The organism is Chromobacterium subtsugae, from assembly GCF_001676875.1.
In the GTDB taxonomy this organism is placed as follows: Bacteria; Pseudomonadota; Gammaproteobacteria; order Burkholderiales; family Chromobacteriaceae; genus Chromobacterium; species Chromobacterium subtsugae.
The window spans coordinates 61,409-78,784 of sequence record NZ_JYKA01000007.1; the positions used below are offsets into that span (position 1 = coordinate 61,409).

Annotated in this window: 17 protein-coding genes; 8 read left to right on the forward strand and 9 right to left on the reverse strand. The window is 67.3% G+C overall.

From position 1 onward, the window contains the following. Window positions 1-16: 16 nt before the first annotated feature. Window positions 17-1,021 carry a phage tail protein gene (locus MY55_RS23440; RefSeq protein WP_052258042.1) on the forward strand — a complete coding sequence of 335 codons (1,005 nt, stop codon included), beginning with the start codon at window positions 17-19 and terminating at the stop codon, window positions 1,019-1,021. 58 nt (window positions 1,022-1,079) lie between these two features. Here the strand turns inward: MY55_RS23440 and MY55_RS11310 are convergent, their stop codons facing one another. The 3 genes from MY55_RS11310 to MY55_RS11320 are packed head-to-tail and all read right to left on the reverse strand — an operon-like array spanning window position 1,080 to window position 3,047. Next, entirely contained in the window at window positions 1,080-1,967 is an 888-nt protein-coding gene (locus MY55_RS11310; protein ID WP_043575189.1) for a DMT family transporter, read from the reverse strand. 2 nt (window positions 1,968-1,969) lie between these two features. Continuing rightward, the gene (locus tag MY55_RS11315; protein ID WP_043575044.1) at window positions 1,970-2,611 is read right to left on the reverse strand and encodes an alanyl-tRNA editing protein; all 642 of its coding nucleotides are present in this window, start codon (window positions 2,609-2,611) and stop codon (window positions 1,970-1,972) included. Further along, complete coding sequence (locus MY55_RS11320; protein WP_043575041.1) at window positions 2,586-3,047, reverse strand: GNAT family N-acetyltransferase; 462 nt, start codon at window positions 3,045-3,047, stop codon at window positions 2,586-2,588. Before MY55_RS11320 ends, MY55_RS11315 begins: the two co-directional genes overlap by 26 nt. Window positions 3,048-3,243: 196 nt before the next feature. Here MY55_RS11320 and MY55_RS11325 point away from each other — a divergent pair, with 196 nt between their 5' ends. The 3 genes from MY55_RS11325 to MY55_RS24450 all read left to right on the forward strand — a co-directional run bounded on the left by MY55_RS11325 (window position 3,244) and on the right by MY55_RS24450 (window position 5,641). Next, a complete protein-coding gene (locus MY55_RS11325; protein ID WP_043575039.1) occupies window positions 3,244-3,534 on the forward strand; it encodes a superinfection immunity protein in 291 nt (96 codons plus the stop codon). A gap of 70 nt (window positions 3,535-3,604) precedes the next feature. Then, on the forward strand, window positions 3,605-4,798 hold the full coding sequence (locus tag MY55_RS11330) for an amino acid aminotransferase (RefSeq protein WP_043575037.1): 1,194 nt from the start codon (window positions 3,605-3,607) through the stop codon (window positions 4,796-4,798). A gap of 174 nt (window positions 4,799-4,972) precedes the next feature. After that, window positions 4,973-5,641, forward strand: coding sequence for a BPSS1780 family membrane protein (locus tag MY55_RS24450; RefSeq protein ID WP_269082362.1), 669 nt, complete (start codon window positions 4,973-4,975; stop codon window positions 5,639-5,641). A gap of 1,175 nt (window positions 5,642-6,816) precedes the next feature. Here the strand turns inward: MY55_RS24450 and bla are convergent. Further along, entirely contained in the window at window positions 6,817-7,698 is an 882-nt protein-coding gene (gene bla / locus MY55_RS11345; protein ID WP_047243669.1) for a class A beta-lactamase, read from the reverse strand. A 297-nt stretch (window positions 7,699-7,995) separates the two neighbouring features. Between bla and MY55_RS11350 the strand changes: the two genes are divergently transcribed. Next, entirely contained in the window at window positions 7,996-8,739 is a 744-nt protein-coding gene (locus MY55_RS11350; protein ID WP_065202402.1) for a formylglycine-generating enzyme family protein, read from the forward strand. 104 nt (window positions 8,740-8,843) lie between these two features. Here the strand turns inward: MY55_RS11350 and hutH are convergent, their stop codons facing one another. From hutH to hutC, 5 genes are all read right to left on the reverse strand, one after another. Next, on the reverse strand, window positions 8,844-10,376 hold the full coding sequence (gene hutH / locus MY55_RS11355; RefSeq protein ID WP_043575027.1) for a histidine ammonia-lyase: 1,533 nt from the start codon (window positions 10,374-10,376) through the stop codon (window positions 8,844-8,846). A 103-nt stretch (window positions 10,377-10,479) separates the two neighbouring features. Continuing rightward, window positions 10,480-12,150: a urocanate hydratase gene (gene hutU / locus MY55_RS11360; protein WP_065202373.1), complete on the reverse strand. Its 1,671-nt coding sequence runs from the start codon at window positions 12,148-12,150 to the stop codon at window positions 10,480-10,482. 27 nt (window positions 12,151-12,177) lie between these two features. After that, window positions 12,178-13,110, reverse strand: coding sequence for a formimidoylglutamase (gene hutG / locus MY55_RS11365; protein ID WP_043575022.1), 933 nt, complete (start codon window positions 13,108-13,110; stop codon window positions 12,178-12,180). Window positions 13,111-13,123: 13 nt separating this feature from the next. After that, window positions 13,124-14,365 carry an imidazolonepropionase gene (gene hutI / locus MY55_RS11370; protein WP_043575020.1) on the reverse strand — a complete coding sequence of 414 codons (1,242 nt, stop codon included), beginning with the start codon at window positions 14,363-14,365 and terminating at the stop codon, window positions 13,124-13,126. A gap of 183 nt (window positions 14,366-14,548) precedes the next feature. Beyond that, window positions 14,549-15,265, reverse strand: a complete 717-nt coding sequence (gene hutC / locus MY55_RS11375) for a histidine utilization repressor (protein ID WP_043575018.1) — start codon at window positions 15,263-15,265, stop codon at window positions 14,549-14,551. 107 nt (window positions 15,266-15,372) lie between these two features. Here hutC and MY55_RS11380 point away from each other — a divergent pair, with 107 nt between their 5' ends. The 3 genes from MY55_RS11380 to MY55_RS11390 all read left to right on the forward strand — a co-directional run bounded on the left by MY55_RS11380 (window position 15,373) and on the right by MY55_RS11390 (window position 17,349). Next, window positions 15,373-15,819, forward strand: a complete 447-nt coding sequence (locus MY55_RS11380; RefSeq protein ID WP_043575016.1) for an Mpo1 family 2-hydroxy fatty acid dioxygenase — start codon at window positions 15,373-15,375, stop codon at window positions 15,817-15,819. Between the two features lie 67 nt (window positions 15,820-15,886). Next, the gene (locus tag MY55_RS11385) at window positions 15,887-16,738 is read left to right on the forward strand and encodes a D-hexose-6-phosphate mutarotase (protein ID WP_081284677.1); all 852 of its coding nucleotides are present in this window, start codon (window positions 15,887-15,889) and stop codon (window positions 16,736-16,738) included. Window positions 16,739-16,803: 65 nt separating this feature from the next. Continuing rightward, window positions 16,804-17,349: a hypothetical protein gene (locus MY55_RS11390; RefSeq protein WP_043575012.1), complete on the forward strand. Its 546-nt coding sequence runs from the start codon at window positions 16,804-16,806 to the stop codon at window positions 17,347-17,349. Window positions 17,350-17,376 lie beyond the last annotated feature (27 nt).

A 17,376-nucleotide genomic window follows, 5' to 3' on the forward strand; every position in this document is an offset into this window, starting at 1 on the left:
ACGGAAGGCGCTTTCCATGCAAGATCCATTCAAACCCATCCACAGCGCCGACGGCCTGTTCCACGACGGCAACCCGACCACCGGAGAACTCGGCACTGTGGTCGCCGCTGACTGGCTCAATGGCATGCAGTCCGCCATGCAGGCCACCCAGCAGGAATTGCTGACTGTCATCCAGAGCAATGGCCAGAAGACCGACCCCGCGCGCCAGGACCAGCTGCTGCAAGCGGTACAAAGCATCGCCTGGGGCGGCGCGCAACGGCCCACCACGCTGGCCGGCTACGGCATCGCCGACGGCGCCAGCAAAACCGATCTGAAGTCCGCCATCGACGGCGTGGTGGCCGGCGCGCCCGGCGCGCTCAATACCCTGCAGGAGCTGGCGGCGGCATTGGGCAACGATCAGAACTTCGCCGCCAGCATCGCCAAGCTGCTGGCCGGCAAGGCGGACAAGGCCACCACGCTGGCTGGCTACGGGATTGCTGACGGCGCAACCTCGACTCAGGTCAACGCCGCCGCGCCAGCCGGCATGGTGGCCTATTTCGCGATGAAAGACGCACCCGCCGGCTGGCTGATCGCCGACGGGCGGGCAGTTTCGCGCAAGGACTACCCGGCGCTGTTCGCCGCCATTGGCGGCCTTTATGGAAATGGCGATGGCTCGACGACATTCGCATTGCCCAACCTATGCGGCGAATTCATCCGGGGCTGGGACAATGGCCGTGGGGTAGATACCAATAGAAATTTTGGCACATCACAAACCGAGGGCATTAGAGATCACAAACACGCAGGTCTTATCAATAGTCCATACGGAGATAATTGGAACTATATTTACGGCTACAAAAATAACGGCCCAACCGCACCATCGGGTGGGGTTGGCGCATTTCCTGGTAATCAAACTCTACCTCAAATCACGCCTGTTTCTCATGATGGCAATCCGAATAACGCCATTCAAACTTATATAACTTTGAACGCAGCAAGCGAAACCCGCCCCCGCAACGTCGCCCTACTCGCCTGCATCAAGTGCTGAGGCGGACATCCGCGATGTTCCACGTGAAACCGCGCCTGCCGGCGCGGTTTTTCATCGTTCAACGCAGCACCACCAGCGCGGTGCCGGCGCAGCTGACCGCCGCGCCCAGCCAGGCCAGCGGCGGCGGCGGCCGTTTCAGCGCCACCCACAGCATCGGCAGGATCAACACCGGGCTCAGCGCCGACAAGATCCCCACGGTGGCGACATCGGCGCGCTGCAAGGCCAGCATGATCAGCGTCATGCCCAGGCCCAGCGCCACCAGGCCGTTCAGCGCGGTCTGGCCCAGCATGCGCGGCGTGTACGGCCCGCGGCTCTTCGCCAGTTTCCAGCCGCTGAGCCACAGCAGATAGTGCGCGCCGCAGCTGACGCCCATCCGCAGCGCCGACGCGGTCACCGGCTCCAGGCCGGCCGCCATCGCCGGCTTGGCGAAGAAGGTGCCCAGCGCCTGGCATAGCGCGGCGGCCAGTCCCAAGGCGACGCCGGCGGCCAGCTTGTCGTTGCGCTCCCAGGCATGGGCGTCCACCTCGCGGCGGCCGAAGGCCACCGCCAGCAGCACCCCGCCAAATACCAGCACGCTGCCCAGCAGCGCGCCCGCGCTCAAGCGCTCTGACAGAAACAACACGCCCAGCAACACCGAAAACACCGAATGGGTGGCGAACAACAAGCCGGTGCGGCGCGGGCCCAGGCGGTTCATCGAGGCGAACATCACCGTGTCGCCCAGAAAGATGCCAGTCAACCCGGACAACAGCGCCGGCCACAGGCTGGCGGCGCTGAGCGTGTACCAGCCGCCGGACAGCAGGCTGTAGCCGCCGAGCAAAACCGTCAGCAGCGTCAAGCGCAGCCGGGTGAAGGCGAAGGGGCCGAAATGGCGGGACGGCGTGGCGCCGAGCATGGCGCCCAGCGCCCAGCAGCCGGCGGCGCCGACCGCGGCAAGGTCATACAGCATCATTAGTCCAGTAAATAGATTTCCACCCGCTCCTTGCCCTTGCCGACGTTGCGGCGCTTGAGCGCGATCCGCCCCACCTCGCCGCTGCGTTTGAGGTGGGTGCCGCCGCAAGGCACGCGGGCGAAGCCGGGCAGCTCCCAGTAGCGGCGCCCGGCCGCTTCGTCGGAAAAAGCGCTGTTGATGGGCAAATCGTCGTCGATCAACGCTTGCGCGGCGGCAGCGATGCCCGCCAGCCAAGGCGTGATGGGCTGATCCAGCGCGAAATCTATCCGCGCCTTGTCCGCGGCGATGTGCGCACCTATCTTCGCCACGCCCGCCACCGCGCGGCAAATCACTTCCAATACCAGCTCGGCGGCGAAATGCAGCCGCATCAGCCGGTAGCGGCGCGGCCAGTCTATCGCCACCGCCACCGCGTCGCCGGCTTGCAAACCGTGGCCGGCGTCCAGCGTGTAGGCGATGTCCGCGCCCTGCTTTTCCGCCAGCCGCACCGGATGGCCGCCTATGCTGCCGCTGTCGCTCTCCTGGCCACCGGAGAAAGCGTAGAAAATGGTTTCTTCCAGCCAGACCCGCGCGCCGTCGACGCGGCTGACGCGGGTGGCGAGTTCGGCCTGGTAGGGATCACTCCAGAACTGCTTGCGCGTCACCGCCCGCCGCCTTCCTCAGGTATACGTCCTGGTCCAGCTTCTCCATCAGCCGTTCCGGCCGCGACAACGCGGCAAAGCCGTATTGCGCGTACAGGCCATGCGCGTCGGCGGTGGCCAGCATCATGCGGCGCAGGCCTTGCAGATCGGGATGCGCCAGCGCCGCGCCCACCAGTTGCTTGCCCACGCCCCGGCCCCGCCAGGCGTCCAGCACGAACACATCGGCCAGATAGGCGAAGGTGGCGCGGTCGGTCACCACCCGGGCGAAACCGATCTGCGCGCCGTCGGCGGCGTAAACGCCGAAGCACAGCGAGTGCGCCAGCGAGCGCTCGAGCACCTCGCGCGGCAGGCTTCGCGCCCAATACGACTCCTGCGCCAGATAGCGGTGGATCATGTCGCGATCCAGCCGCTCCGGACAGGTATCCACTTCCCACGCCATCGCGTTGCTCCCGGTCGGAAAAATCACAGCCTAAACAATCGCATGGGCCGAAACAAGCATTTGGCATGCAAACAAGTCACAACTGCCAGACGGCCAATGTTTTATGGCATTTCATTGCCGAATTGTTTGCAACTAGCCGTTGCCAGCCAGAGTAAAAACTCGCAGGATATCGGTTTGCCATTCCGCCGCCGCCGCCATGAAGCCACTGACCCTGCTGAGAAACCTGCTGTTCGCGCTGCTGCTGCTGGCGATCGCGCTGTGGTGCTACGGCAGCTGGCGCCAGCAGCCGCAACTGGTCGACGCCGCCCTGTATCTGGGCGACGCGCTGGTGATGAGCGGCGCCTACCTGTTGCCCGCCATCACCGCCGCGCTGGTGAAAAGCCCGCGCCTGAAGAAGGTGGCGCTGATCAATGTGCTGGGCGGCTGGCTGATTCTGCCATGGATCATCGCGATGGGCCTGGCGCTGAAACGCGACGACCTGGCCTGAGCGCCGCGCCGCATCCGCGGCGACCCGCCACACGATAGCGCGGGCGCCGCCAACCAAGAGGAGAAGACTCGTGTTCCAACATGTAGACGCCTACGCCGGCGACCCCATCCTGTCGCTGGTGGAAGCCTTCGGCAAAGACCCGCGCCAACAGAAGGTCAACCTCAGCATCGGCTTGTATTACGACGAAGCCGGCCGCATCCCGCGCCTGAAGGCGGTGGAACAAGCCGAGGCGCTGTTGGCCAGCCAGCCGCAACCGCCATGCACCTATCTGCCGATGGACGGCCTGGCCCCCTACCGCGCCGCCATCCAGACCCTGCTGTTCGGCGCCGAGCATCCGGCGGTGCAGAGCGGCCGCATCGCCACGCTGCAGACGCTGGGCGGCTCCGGCGCGCTGAAAGTGGGCGCCGACTTCCTCAAGCGCTACTTCCCGGCGTCCCATGTCTGGGTCAGCGACCCGACCTGGGACAACCACGTCGCCATCTTCGAAGGCGCCGGCTTCACGGTGGAACGCTATCCCTACTTCGACCCGGCCACCCGCGGCGTGGACTTCCCGGCCATGCTGGCCAAGCTGCAGACGCTGCCGGCCAAGAGCGTCGTGCTGCTGCACCCGTGTTGCCACAATCCCACCGGCGCCGACCTCAGCGACGCGCAGTGGGACCAGGTGGTGGCCGTGGCCAAGGAACGCCAGTTGATTCCGTTCCTGGACATCGCCTACCAGGGCTTCGGCGCCGATCTGGAGCAAGACGCCTACGCCATCCGCGCGATGGCGGACGCCGGCGTGGCCTGCCTGGTCAGCAACTCCTTCTCCAAGATCTTCTCGCTGTATGGCGAACGCTGCGGCGGCCTGTCGGTGGTGTGCGACGACGCCGCCGAGGCGGCGCTGGTGGCCGGCCAGTTGAAGGCCACCGTGCGCCGCAACTACTCCAGCCCGCCGACGCACGGCGCCAAGGTGATCGCCGCCGTGCTGAATTCGCCGGAACTGAAGGCGCTGTGGGTGGCGGAAGTGAATGAAATGCGCGAACGCATCCAGGCGATGCGCGGCGTATTGGTTCAGGTGCTGAAGGAAGCGCTGCCGCAGCGCGACTTCGAGTACCTGAAGGATCAGCGCGGCATGTTCAGCTACACCGGCTTCAGCCAGGCCCAGGTGGACAAGCTGCGCGAGCAATTCGGCGTCTACCTGGTGGGCAGCGGCCGCATGTGCGTGGCCGGCCTCAACACCGCCAACGCGCCTTACGTGGCCGAATCCTTCGCCAAAGTGCAGTAAAGCCTCGACAACGGGCCGCGGCTTTCGGCGGCGGCCCGCCTCCCCTGCCATCCCCCGCCATGAAATGCCAAAGACATTGACATGGCGCGCGCCTTCTTCGTATAGAATATCCGCGAACCCCGCTGCGCCTGGCTTCCCTTCCCGGCCGGCCGCCCAATTTTCAGGAGTCAAAGTATGGAATCTGCAATACCAATGCGCGAAGTCCCCCCTGGACAGGGCTGGCGCTGGATCGTCGACGGCTACCAATTGTTTCGCCAGCAGAAGCTGGCCTGGGTGCTGATGGGCATCGCCTACCTCGCCATTTCAGTGCTGTGCTCCTTGTTTGCGACGATAGGCCAGGCCCTGCTCACCGTCTCCATGCCGCTGTTCACTTCAGGCTATCTGCTGGCCGCCAGCAAGCAGCACCGCGGTGAAACCGTGAAAGCATCGGACCTGTTTCTGGGCTGGAAACTGCGTCTGCGGGAGATGGCCAGCTACTGCCTGCTCATGCTGCCCATCGTCTGCGCAAGCCAATACATCACCCATCACATGATTGAATCCAGCGGCGCACAGCATCAGCTGCTGATTCTCGGCCAGGTGCTGTTGGTGCTTTTCGGCATCGCCTGCATGTTCGTCGTCAGCCTGATCACTTTCAAGCAGATCAAGCTATGGCCAGCGCTGAAGCTGAGCGTAAGCGCCGTGCAAAAGAACTGGTGCCCGTTGCTGGTCTATTTCCTGGCCATCCTGCTGCTGGCCATGCTCAGCGTCTTCACGCTGGGCCTGGCGCTGCTGGTGCTGTTCCCGGTGATATACCTGTCGCAGTACATGGCCTGGCGCGACATTTTCTCCAGCGACGCGCTGTAAACCGCCGCGTCCCAGCCAAAAACGGCAGCCTCGCGCTGCCGTTTCGCATTTCCGACCCAGGCTACACCGGCGTGGCGGCCCGCCAGCCCAAGCCAGGCCGCGTCGCCTTCCAGCCCCGCCAGGCGCAAGCTGCTGAGCGCCAGCTTGACGCCATGCGGGTCCGACAAGTCCAGCGCCAGGCGGCGGATGGCCGCGGCGTCGCGTCGCGTCGCGTCGCGGCTGCGGCGGCCGCGCCGCCAGCGCCGGGCAGCCGCAATAGACGAATACCCCGATCAGCGCCGCCTGCATCTGCAACGCCGTGCCATCGGCCACCTCGGCCAGCCCCTGCGCGCGCGCCAGGCTCAGCGCCGCCTCCCAGGCGGTGATCAGATGCAGGGCATCCAGATCGCGGGTGGCCAGGAACAGCAGACGGCAATGGCGGCGCTGTTCGCGCGCGCTGCCCAGCAAGCCGGGCGGCAGGCGGGCGGACAGCGCCGGCAGGGCCAGCGCGCGTTCGATGTCGTCAGAAATCAGGCCGCCCTGCGGCGGCAACAGGATGGGCGAAGCGGTCCAATCGGCCAGCAGGTCGGGCAGCGTCTGCATCGCCGGCGACCGTCCCGGCAAATCCAGCAGCCGCCAGTGCGACAGCGCGTATGCCAGCGCGGCGTCGATCTCCTCTTCCACCCCGCTCCGCCACGCGTACGCCAGCCGGATCAGGCCATGGAACGACGCCCCGGCCGGCGCGGCCAGCGCCAGTTGCAGGCGGCCGGCCCAATGCCGCAGCCACTCGCCCTGCCGCCTCTCCCAGGCCAGGCGTCTGCGCCATGCCGCCTCGCTGGCGGGGTCGCTCAGCCAGCCGCGGCTGTCGGCGATATCTCGGCCGTCGTCCCGCAGACGTTCGAGATGGCCATGACGCGCCGCCAGCCGGCGCAGACGCCCCTCGTCCGCGCCCAATTCCGCCAGCGCCTGCAGCTCCATCGGCAAATGGTTGGACAAACCGTCGCGATAGCTGCCGGAATACGCCAGCAGCGGGGACAACAGCTCTTGCATCATCACGCGTCTCCAATCCGTCATCCAGGCACTTCACTTTGCTTTTTCGATGCAGAAAATGCCAATTGGATTTCAGGATCGCGGCGATAGCAGCCGGCAATGCCGATGGAAAAAGCGGGAATTCCCCCTGCCTGCGCCGTTGCCGCTCAGGCCAGCCAGTCGGCCGCGATGCGCGCCGCCGCCGCTACCACCTGATGGCGTTGCTTGGCGTCCTCCAGCGCCTGGGTGGTGAACACCGTCAGCACCGCCGGCGCGCGGCCAGGCGGCCACAGCACCGCGATATCGTTGCTGCTGCCGTAGCGGCCGTTGCCGGTCTTGTCGCCCACCACCCAGCCGGCCGGCACGCCGGCGCGGATCTTTTCGGCGCCGGTGGTGTTGCCGCGCAGCCATTCCACCAACTGCCGCTGCGCATGCGGCGCCAGCGCGTCGCCCAGCGCCAGCCGCCGCAAACTTTGCGCCATCGCCTGCGGCGTGGAGGTGTCGCGCGCCTCGCCGGGAACCGCGCGGTTCAACTCCGGCTCCCAGCGTTCCAGCAAGAAGCTCTCGTCGCCGATCGAGCGCATGTAGGCAGTCAGCGCGGCCGGGCCGCCCAGCAACTTCAGCAGGAAGTTGGCGGCGCTATTGTCGCTGTACTGCACCGCGGCGGCGCACAGCTCCGCCACCGTCATGCCGTCGGCCAGATGCGGCTCGGTGCGCGGCGAGTACTCCACCAAATCACGCCGGGCATAGTGGATGCGCTCAGCAAGCAAACCCGGCTGCTTGGCCGAACGCGCCAGCACCGCGCCAACCAGCATCGCCTTGAAAGTGCTGCAAAACGGAAAGCGCTCGCCGGCGCGGTGGCCCAGCTCGGCCCCGCTGGCGGTATCCAGCGCGCACACGCCCAGACGGCCGCCGAAATCGGCCTCCAGGGCGGCCAGCCGCGCGGCGGCGCTGGCGCGGCGGTCGGCGATGGCGGGAGCGGCCAGGCTGGCGAAAGGCAGCAAGGCGGCGGACAGCAGGAACAGGCGGCGCGGTATCGGATGTGACATGGTATCTGCCAAAAAAGCGGTTAAACGGACAGCGCGGCGCGGCGATGAGCGTCGCCGCGCCCGGCCAAGCGGCATAGACCGCCAGCGCGCGCCGGAAGTTCTGCGGCATGGCCTCGCCATGACGCCGACACACCGCCGCCAGGCCACGCCCAAGATTTCTTCGATCACCACACCGGTTACAATGCGCCGATTCCATACCCGCTGTCAGCCATGAAACCACGCCACCCTGTCCTGTTCGCCGGCCTTCTCGCCCTTTGCGGATTCCATGCCCCGGCCATGGCGGACATTTTGCCCAAAATGATCGACATCCCCGCGGGAGAATGGCGCACCGACGCCTGCCCGGGATGGAAAGAAGGACGCGTCTGCGCCCCGGAAAAATACGCGCGGCAAACCCTGCAGATCGCGTCGTTTCAACTGGCGGCCACCGCCGTCACCTTCGCGCAGTGGGATGCCTGCGTCGAGGACGGCGGCTGCCAGGAGCCTGATACCGGCTGGGCATACCAAACCCGGCCGAATCAGCCGCCCTGCCAAGCCGGCGGCCCGTGCAACTACCCCTACGACGAGGGCTGGGGACGCGGCGATCATCCGGTCATCCACGTCAGCTGGAAAGACGCGCAACGCTACGTCGACTGGCTCAGCCAGAAAACCGGGCAGCGCTATCGCCTGCCGACATCCGAGGAATGGGAATACGCGGCGGCGGCGGGCTCCCGCGCCCGCTTCGCCTGGGGCGCCAAGCTGGGGAAAAACCGCGCCAATTGCGATGGCTGCGGCAGCCGCTGGGATGGCAAAAAGACCGCGCCGGTCGCATCGTTCGCGCCCAACCGCTTCGGCCTGTACGACATGGTGGGCAATGTCAGCGAATGGGTGTCCACCTGCGTGCCGATCCGCTCCAGGCGAGGCGAGGACAACCAAACCTGCATGGCCTACCTGTATCGGGGCGGCGCTTGGTCATATGACGCCAAGGCGGTGGGCGTCGACACCTACAACTGGATAGACGCGGATTTCCGCGTCAATTACATAGGTTTCCGCGTCGCGCGCTGAGGATTCGGCGCGCGCCATCCATGCAAAAGGGCAAGCCTCCCGGCCTGCCCTCGCGATTCGCCATCTGACGGCGCGCAGCCCTTGCGGGTGACGCGCGCTACGCCTCACAAGGACGGCAACGCCGCGCCGTCGATCAGGCCGTTGAAACGGCCGCTGGCCACCAGCGCCGCGGCTTTCTCGATGTCCGGCGCGAAATAACGGTCCTTGTCGTAGAACGGCACCTGCTCGCGCAGCATGCCCTTGGCCGCCTCCAGCTTGGCGCTGGATTTGTTCGGCGCGCGGAAGTCTATGCCCTGGCAGGCGGCCAGCAGCTCGACGCCCAGGATGCCGGCGGTGTTGCCGGCCATGTCCTTCAGGCGGCGCCCGGCGAAGGTAGCCATCGACACGTGGTCTTCCTGGTTGGCGCTGGTGGGCAGGCTGTCCACCGAGGCCGGGTGCGCCAGCGATTTGTTTTCGCTGGCCAGCGCGGCGGAGGTCACCTGGGCGATCATGAAGCCGGAATTGACGCCGCCGTTGTTGACCAGGAAGGGCGGCAGCTTGGACAGATTGCTGTCGATCAGCAGCGCCATCCGGCGTTCCGACAGCGAGCCGATTTCGGCGATGGCCAGCGCCAGATTGTCGGCGGCGAAGGCCACCGGCTCGGCGTGGAAGTTGCCGCCGGACAGGATGTCGTTGTCGTCGGCGAACACCAGCGGATTGTCGGATACCGAGTTGGCTTCCACGCGCAGCACTTCGGCGGCGTTGCGGATTTGGGTCAGGCAGGCGCCCATCACCTGCGGCTGGCAGCGCAGGCTGTACGGGTCCTGCACCTTGCCGCAGTTTTCATGCGATTGCTCGATCTGGCTGTGTTCCAGCAGTTCGCGGTACAGGCGGGCGGCGTCGATCTGGCCCTGGTGGCCGCGCACTTCGTGGATGCGGGCGTCGAACGGGGTGCGGCTGCCCAGTGCCGCTTCCACCGACAGGCTGCCGGCCACGGTGGCGGACACGTACAGGTCCTCGGCGGCGAACAGGCCTTCCAGCGCGAAGGCGGTGGATGCCTGGGTGCCGTTCAGCAGCGCCAGGCCTTCCTTCGGCGCCAGCGTGATAGGCGCGAGGCCGGCGGAGCGCATCGCCACCGAGCCCGGCACCCGCACGCCGTCGACGAAGGCCTCGCCCTCGCCGATCAGCACCGCGCTCATATGCGACAGCGGCGCCAGGTCGCCGGAAGCGCCGACCGAACCCTTCTGCGGGATCACCGGGTAGATCTGGCGGTTGAACAGCGTCACCAGCGCCTCGATCACCTCGCGGCGGATGCCGGAGAAGCCGCGCGCCAGCGAGTTGATCTTCAGCGCCATCACCAGGCGCACGCTGCTGTCCTCCATCGGCGCGCCGATGCCGGCGGCGTGCGACAGCACGATGGAGCGTTGCAGCAGCTCCAGCTCGTCGGTGGCGATCTTGGTGCTGGCCAGCAGGCCGAAGCCGGTGTTGATGCCGTAGACGGTGCGGCCTTCGGACAGCACGCGCGCCACGGTGGCGGCGGAGGCGTCGATGCCGGCGTGGCTGGACGGATCCAGCCGCAGTTGCAAGCCGGTTTCACGTGAAACGCGGCGCAGGTCGGCCAGCGTCAGCCGGCCCGGTACGATGTTGAGGATGCTCATGGCTTCTAATCTCTCTTGCTTCTTTGTTCTATTGCTTGCGTATCTCGTTATTGCGGCAATGCGTACAGGCGGAAGAACCTGTCGGCTCCCCGCCTCATCGCGCTTACTTCAGCATCGGCAGGTCCAGGCCCTGTTCCTTGGCGCAGTCCACCGCGATGTCGTAGCCGGCGTCGGCATGGCGCATCACGCCGGTGCCCGGGTCATTGCGCAGCACGCGGCCCAGCCGTTCGGCCGCGGCGTCGCTGCCGTCGCAGACAATGACCACGCCGGAGTGCTGCGAGAAACCCATGCCCACGCCGCCGCCGTGGTGCAGCGACACCCAGGTGGCGCCGCCGGCGGTGTTGAGCAGCGCGTTCAATAGCGGCCAGTCGGACACGGCGTCGGAGCCGTCCTTCATGGATTCCGTCTCGCGGTTAGGCGAGGCGACCGAGCCGGAATCCAGATGGTCGCGGCCGATGACGATGGGCGCCTTCAATTCGCCGTTCTTCACCATCTCGTTGAAAGCCTGGCCCAGGCGGGCGCGGTCTTTCAGGCCCACCCAGCAGATGCGCGCCGGCAGGCCCTGGAAGGCGATGCGCTCCTTGGCCATGTCCAGCCAGTTGTGCAGGTGCGGATCGTCCGGGATCAGCTCCTTCACTTTCTGGTCGGTCTTGTAGATGTCTTCCGGATCGCCGGACAGCGCCACCCAGCGGAAGGGGCCGATGCCCTCGCAGAACAGCGGGCGCACATAGGCCGGGACGAAGCCGGGGAAGTCGAAGGCGTTGTGCACGCCCTCTTCCAGCGCCATCTGGCGGATGTTGTTGCCGTAGTCCAGCGTGGCCGCGCCGCGCGCTTGCAGCGTCAGCATCGCGCGCACTTGCACCGCCATGGATTTCTTGGCGGCGGCGGTGATTTCGGCGGCGGCGGTCTTCTGCTTGTCGCGCCACTGGGCCACGCTCCAGCCTTGCGGCAGGTAGCCGTGCACCGGGTCGTGGGCGGAAGTCTGGTCGGTGACCACGTCCGGGGTGATGCCGCGCGCCACCAGTTCGGCGAACACGTCGGCGGCGTTGCCGAGCAAGCCCACCGATACGGCTTTGCCGCTTTGCTTGGCGTCCTCGACGATGGCCAGCGCCTCGTCCAAGGTGGTGGCCTTGCGGTCCACGTAACGGGTTTTCAGCCGGAAATCGATGCGGGTTTCGTCGCATTCGACGGCGATCATGCTGAAACCTGCCATGGTGGCGGCCAGCGGCTGCGCGCCGCCCATGCCGCCCAAGCCGCCGGTCAGAATCCAGCGGCCCTGCGGCTTGCCGCCGAAGTGCTGGTTGGCGACGGCGAAGAAGGTTTCGTAGGTTCCTTGCACGATGCCTTGCGAGCCGATGTAGATCCACGAGCCGGCCGTCATCTGGCCGTACATCATCAGGCCCTTCTTATCCAGCTCGTTGAAGTGCTCCCAGTTGGCCCAGTGCGGCACCAGGTTGGAGTTGGCGATCAGCACGCGCGGCGCGTTTTCGTGGGTCTTGAACACCCCCACCGGCTTGCCGGACTGCACCAGCAGCGTTTCGTCGTCTTCCAGCCGCCGCAGCGTCTCCAGGATCTTGTCGTAGCATTCCCAGTTGCGGGCGGCGCGGCCGATGCCGCCGTACACCACCAGGGATTGCGGGTGCTCGGCCACTTCGGCGTCCAGATTGTTCTGGATCATCCGGTAGGCGGCTTCGGTCAGCCAGCTTTTACACGTCAGCTGGTTGCCGCGCGGCGCGCGGATCACGCGCGACGGGTCGTGGCGGGGGTCGGTCATCTCTGTCTCTCCTCAGGTGATGCGCAATCAACGGCGTAAATGACGGGTCAAGCTCCATGCCAGCCGCGCCGCCGCTTTCGCGCCATGGCTGTCGATGTCGTATTCGGGATTGAATTCCACCAGGTCGGCGCCGATCAGCTTGCCGCTCTTGGCCAGCCGGCCGACCAGCGTCTCCACCACCGCGATGTCGACGCCGTAGCCGGCCGGCGCCGACACCGCCGGCATCTGCGCCGCCGGCAGCACGTCCAGGTCTATGGTCAGGTAGACGGCGTCGACGCTGTCGAGGAATTCGGCCAACTGGCCGCGGATGTCGGCCAGCTGCCAGCCGGTCATCTCGGTGTCCAGCCGCCACTCGGCGCCCAGCGCGCGCGCGGTGTCGAACAGCGCCTGGGTGTTGGCGGTTTCGGCCACGCCCAGGCACAGGTAGCGGAAATGCTGGCCGCGGCGCGCGCAGTCGGCGGCGATCTGCGCGAACGGCGTGCCGCTGGTGGCCTCGTCGGCATGGCGCAGGTCGAAGTGGGCGTCGAAATTGACGATGCCGATGCGCTTGCCGGGATGGGCGTCGGCCAGCCCCAGCCAGTGGCCGTAGGCGGTTTCATGGCCGCCGCCCAGCACCAGCGGCAGATGGCCGGCTTCCGCCGCCTGCTGCACCTTCAACGCCAGTTTGCGCTGCGCGGCGTCCAGATTGCCGGCGTCGCACACCACATCGCCGGCGTCGTACAAGGGCAGGGTCGGATGGTAGGCCAGGTTGGCCAGCGCCTTGCGCAGCGCGCGCGGCCCGTTCGCCGCCCCGACGCGGCCCTGGTTGCGGCGCACGCCTTCGTCGCAGGCGAAGCCGATGATGGCGACGCCGGGCGCCGCGCCTTCGGCCAGCGGCTGCACCAGCTGGTGCCAGCGCCGCGCGCCGTCGCCCTCGCCCTTGTCGATGCGGCCGGTCCAGCCGCTCATGTCTATGCTCATGCTCGCTCCCGCTTCATTCGAGGTTTTGCGCCGCGCCGCGGAACACCCGCTGCTTCAGTTGCGGCGCGCCGACGCTGTAGGCCAGCTCGGCCGGATGATCGATATCCCACACCAGCAGGTCCGCCACATAGCCGGCCGCCAGCCGGCCATGGCTGGCGCCGCGTCCCAGCGCCTGCGCCGCGTGGCGGGTGACGCCGGCCAGCGCCTCTTCCGGACTCAGGCCGAACAGCACGCAGGCCTGGTTCATCGCCAGGCGTATCGAGGCGAACGGGCTGGTGCCGGGATTGAGGTCGGTGGACACCGCCATCGGCACGCCGGCCTCGCGCAGCAGCGCCACCGGCGGTTTCTGCGTCTCGCGCAGGAAATAGAAGGCGCCGGGCAGCAGCACCGCCACGGTGCCGGCGCGTTTGAGCGCGTCCACGCCGGCGGCGTCCAAGTATTCGATGTGGTCGGCCGACAGGCCGCCGAATTCGGCCACCAGCTCCGCGCCGTGGAGGTTGGACAGCTGCTCGACATGGCCCTTCACCTTCAAGCCATGCGCGCGCGCCGCCTCGAACACGCGGCGGGTCTGCGCCGGTGTGAAGCCCACGCTCTCGCAGAACACGTCCACCGCCTCGGCCAGGCCGGCCCGCGCCGCCACCGGCAGAATGGATTCGACCACCAGGTCGATGTAGCCGTCGGCGTCGCCGGCGTACTCAGGCGGCAGCGCGTGCGCGGCCAGCAGCGTGGCCGCCACTTCCACCGGCAGCGAATCCTGCAGCCGCCTGGCCGCGGCCAGCTGCTTCAGTTCGTCGGCCTGGGTCAGGCCATAGCCGGACTTGATCTCCACCGTGGTGACGCCCTCGGCCATCAGCGCCTTCAGCCGCGGCAGGCTGGCCAGCGCCAGCTCCTCCTCGTCCAGCCAGCGGGTGGCGCGCACGGTGGAGACGATGCCGCCGCCCTCGGCGGCGATCTGCTGGTAAGGCACGCCGGCCAGCCGCTTTTCCCACTCGGCGGCGCGGCTGCCGCCGTACACCAGGTGGGTGTGGCAATCGATGAAGCCCGGCGTGATCCAGCGGCCCTGCAGATCGTGGACGTCGCCATCGAACGCGGCGGCGTCGACCTCGGCCTGCGGCAGCAGCGCTTCGATGTTGCCGTCGCGCAACAGCAGCGCGTGCTGCTCCAGGCAGCCGTAAGGCGCGGCGCGCGCCGGATCCATGGTGGCCAGCCTGGCGTTCAGCCACAGGCTGGGGCGGGAAGCGGGTGTGGGGCTCATGGCAAACCTGTGCGTCGGTATTTGTATATACAATTATCCAGACAGCACCGGCTGTCAAGCCTGCCGTGTAAACCGCCGCCCAGTCTGCCGTTTACAAGCTTTTGATGTTGCAGGGCAATAAAAAGGGGCCGCCTGGCAGGCAGCCCCTGTTATCCGGGAAGAGCGGCTAATTGTATATACCGTTTACTTCTTCACCCGCGTCTGCGAGCGCAACTTGTAGCGCAGGCCGGGGTGAGTCAGCCGGGCAAAGCTCACCAGCTTCTTGTGCGACCAGGTGCGGCGCAGCACCAGCAGGCACGGCTCGCCGGCGGCGATGCCCAGCAGCGTCTGCTCGGCCACGCCGGGCAGCACCGCTTCCACGCTATGCTCGATATCGGTCAGCGGGCAGCTTTGCATCAGGTAGTCGTTGGGCGTGCGCGCGCGGAAATCCTGCGCCAGGTAGTCCGGCGCGAAAGCCGGATTGATGTAGCGATCTTCCAGCTGGATCGCCACATCGTCCTCGCAATGCACTATCAAGGAATGGAACACCCGCGCGCCCGCCTTCACCCCCAGCCGCAGCGCCACTTCTTCGCTGGCGGGCAAGGCCTCCAGCACGATCACCTGGCCGCTGTGGCGGTGGCCGCGGGCCTCGATCTCGGCGGCGATGTTGTTGATGTCCAAGAGCGGCGATTCGGCCTTGCGCTCGGCGACGTAAGTGCCGTCGCCGGCGAAGCGCAGCAGGATGCCGGCCTCGGCCAGATCGCGCACCGCCTTGTTGACCGTCATCCGCGACACGCCGAACTGGCGCGCCAGCTCCAGCTCCGGCGGAATCTTGCAGCCGGGCAGGAAATGGCGGTCGCGGATGCCGGACAGGATATAGTCTTTGATGCGCTGATAACGCGGTAGCGGGGAGTCTGACACCGTGGTTCCAGAATTGAGCGGGATGGCCGATTGTAACGCGAGCCGCGCCCTCGCCGCCTGATCCAGCGCAGAAAACGCCGCAGCCCACCCCTGCAGGAGACGTCGCCATGATGACATTGCCGCAATGGCTGGCCGAATACGACGCCAGCCACCGCCATCCGTTCAATATCGCCATGCACAAGCTGTGCGTGCCGCTGATCGCGCTGTCGCTGCTCGGCATGCTGATCGCGCTGCCCGGCCCGCTGCCCTGGGCCTGGCTGCTATGGCTGGGCGCCGTCGCCTGGTACTGGCGGCTGTCGCGCCCGGTCGCGCTGGTGATGGCGGTGCTGTGCAGCCTGGCGCTGCTGCTGCTGACCATCGCCCAGAGCCAGGGCCTGCCGCTGGGCTATGTGTCGCTGCCGGTGTTCGCGCTGGCCTGGGCCGGCCAGTTCGCCGGCCATGCCCGCGAAGGCCGCAAGCCGTCGTTCGCGCAGGATCTGCGCTTTTTGCTGATCGGCCCGCTGTGGACGCTGCGCGCGCTGTGGCTAAGGCTGGGCCTGTTGCCGCGCGATTGAGCGGCATCGTCGCCCTGTCATGCCGTCCGCGTTATCATCGGCGCTTCCCCATTCGATGGAGCGCAGCATGATCTATCCGCAAGGGCTGTCCCTGGCCGAACTAGCGCCCCGCGTCGGCCTGATCGAGCTGGCCGGCGCCGGCTTCTCCGCCCGGCTGTCACTGCTGGGCGGCCAGTTGCTGGACTACCGCCGCGACGGCGAGGCGCCGCTGTTCTATCTGTCGCCGCAAGCCGTTTACCAGCCTGGCAAGGCGATACGCGGCGGCGTGCCGGTGTGCTGGCCGTGGTTCGGCCCGCACCCGTCCGATGCCGGCCAGGGCGCGCACGGCGTGGCGCGCCAGCAGCTGTGGACGCTGCGCGAAGCCAGCCGCGACGGCGAAGTGTTCCACGTGAAACTGGACGGCCCGCGCCACGGCGACCTGACGGCCAGCCTGGCCTGCCGCATCGGACCCGACGGCGTCGCCATCGAGCTGGTCAGCCGCAACCACGGCGCGCAGCCGCAAACCGTCAGCGCCGCCCTGCACAGCTATTTCGCGGTGTCCGACATCGACAATATCGCGCTGCGCGGCCTGGAGGGCGCGCCGGCGCACGACAAGGTCAGCGGCGAGCGCGTCGCGCTGCCGCAACAGCCGTTCCGCTTCGCCGGCGAAGTGGACCTGGTGGTCTACTCCGGCCAGGCCGTCACGCTAGACGACAGCGGCTGGCGCCGCCGGCTGCGCATCGACAGCCAGGGCTCGGCCACCTCGGTGCTGTGGAACCCGGCGCCGGCCAAGGCGCGGCAGCTGGCCGACCTGCCCGACGAGGACTGGCGGCGCTTCGTCTGCGTGGAAACCGCCAACGCCGGCGAAGACGCCCGCTCGCTGCTCCCCGGCGCCAGCCACACGCTGGGCTGCCGCCTGCATTTCTCTCGCGCCGACTAGGCGTTATAATCAAGGGCTTGCCGCCGCGCCCAAGCCGGCGGCGCCCATACCCGGACAACGCAGCAATGGCACGACCCGACAAGATCTCCCGCTTCCTCCCGCTCACCTTCGCCAACGGCAACAGCGTGCGCCGTTTCGGCAAGCACTGTCCGCAGTGCCGCGCCATGGTGGGCGCCGAGCACATGGAAGGCATCGCCAGCCTCAAGCAAGGCAAGATCTTTCTGTCCGCCGAAGCCTGCTGCCCGCAGTGCCGCCAGCGCTTCCCGGTAGCCTGCGTCATCACCGACGACAAGCGGGTGCACCGCGTGCTGCTGCCCTTGTGGATGTTCCGCATCTGGCTCAACTCCGCCACCCGCCACGATCCGCAGCCGGAAAACCAGGACAACTGGGAAATCGAGGCCGAAGAGCCCAAAGGGCTGAGCCTGCCGGCCGACGCCGAGGTGGTGCGCTCCGAAGAGGTGCTGGGCCGCTTCCAGGGCGAGCCGATCTGCGCCTGGATCGAGTACCAGGGCCAGCGCTTCGTTTTCGACCGCGCCGCGCCCGGCAACAACCTGACGCTGACGCCCAGCGAATTGTTGTTCGAGGGCCGGCTGATCTACCGCCAGCAGTAAGCGCTCACGCGGCTGGGTCCGCAAGCC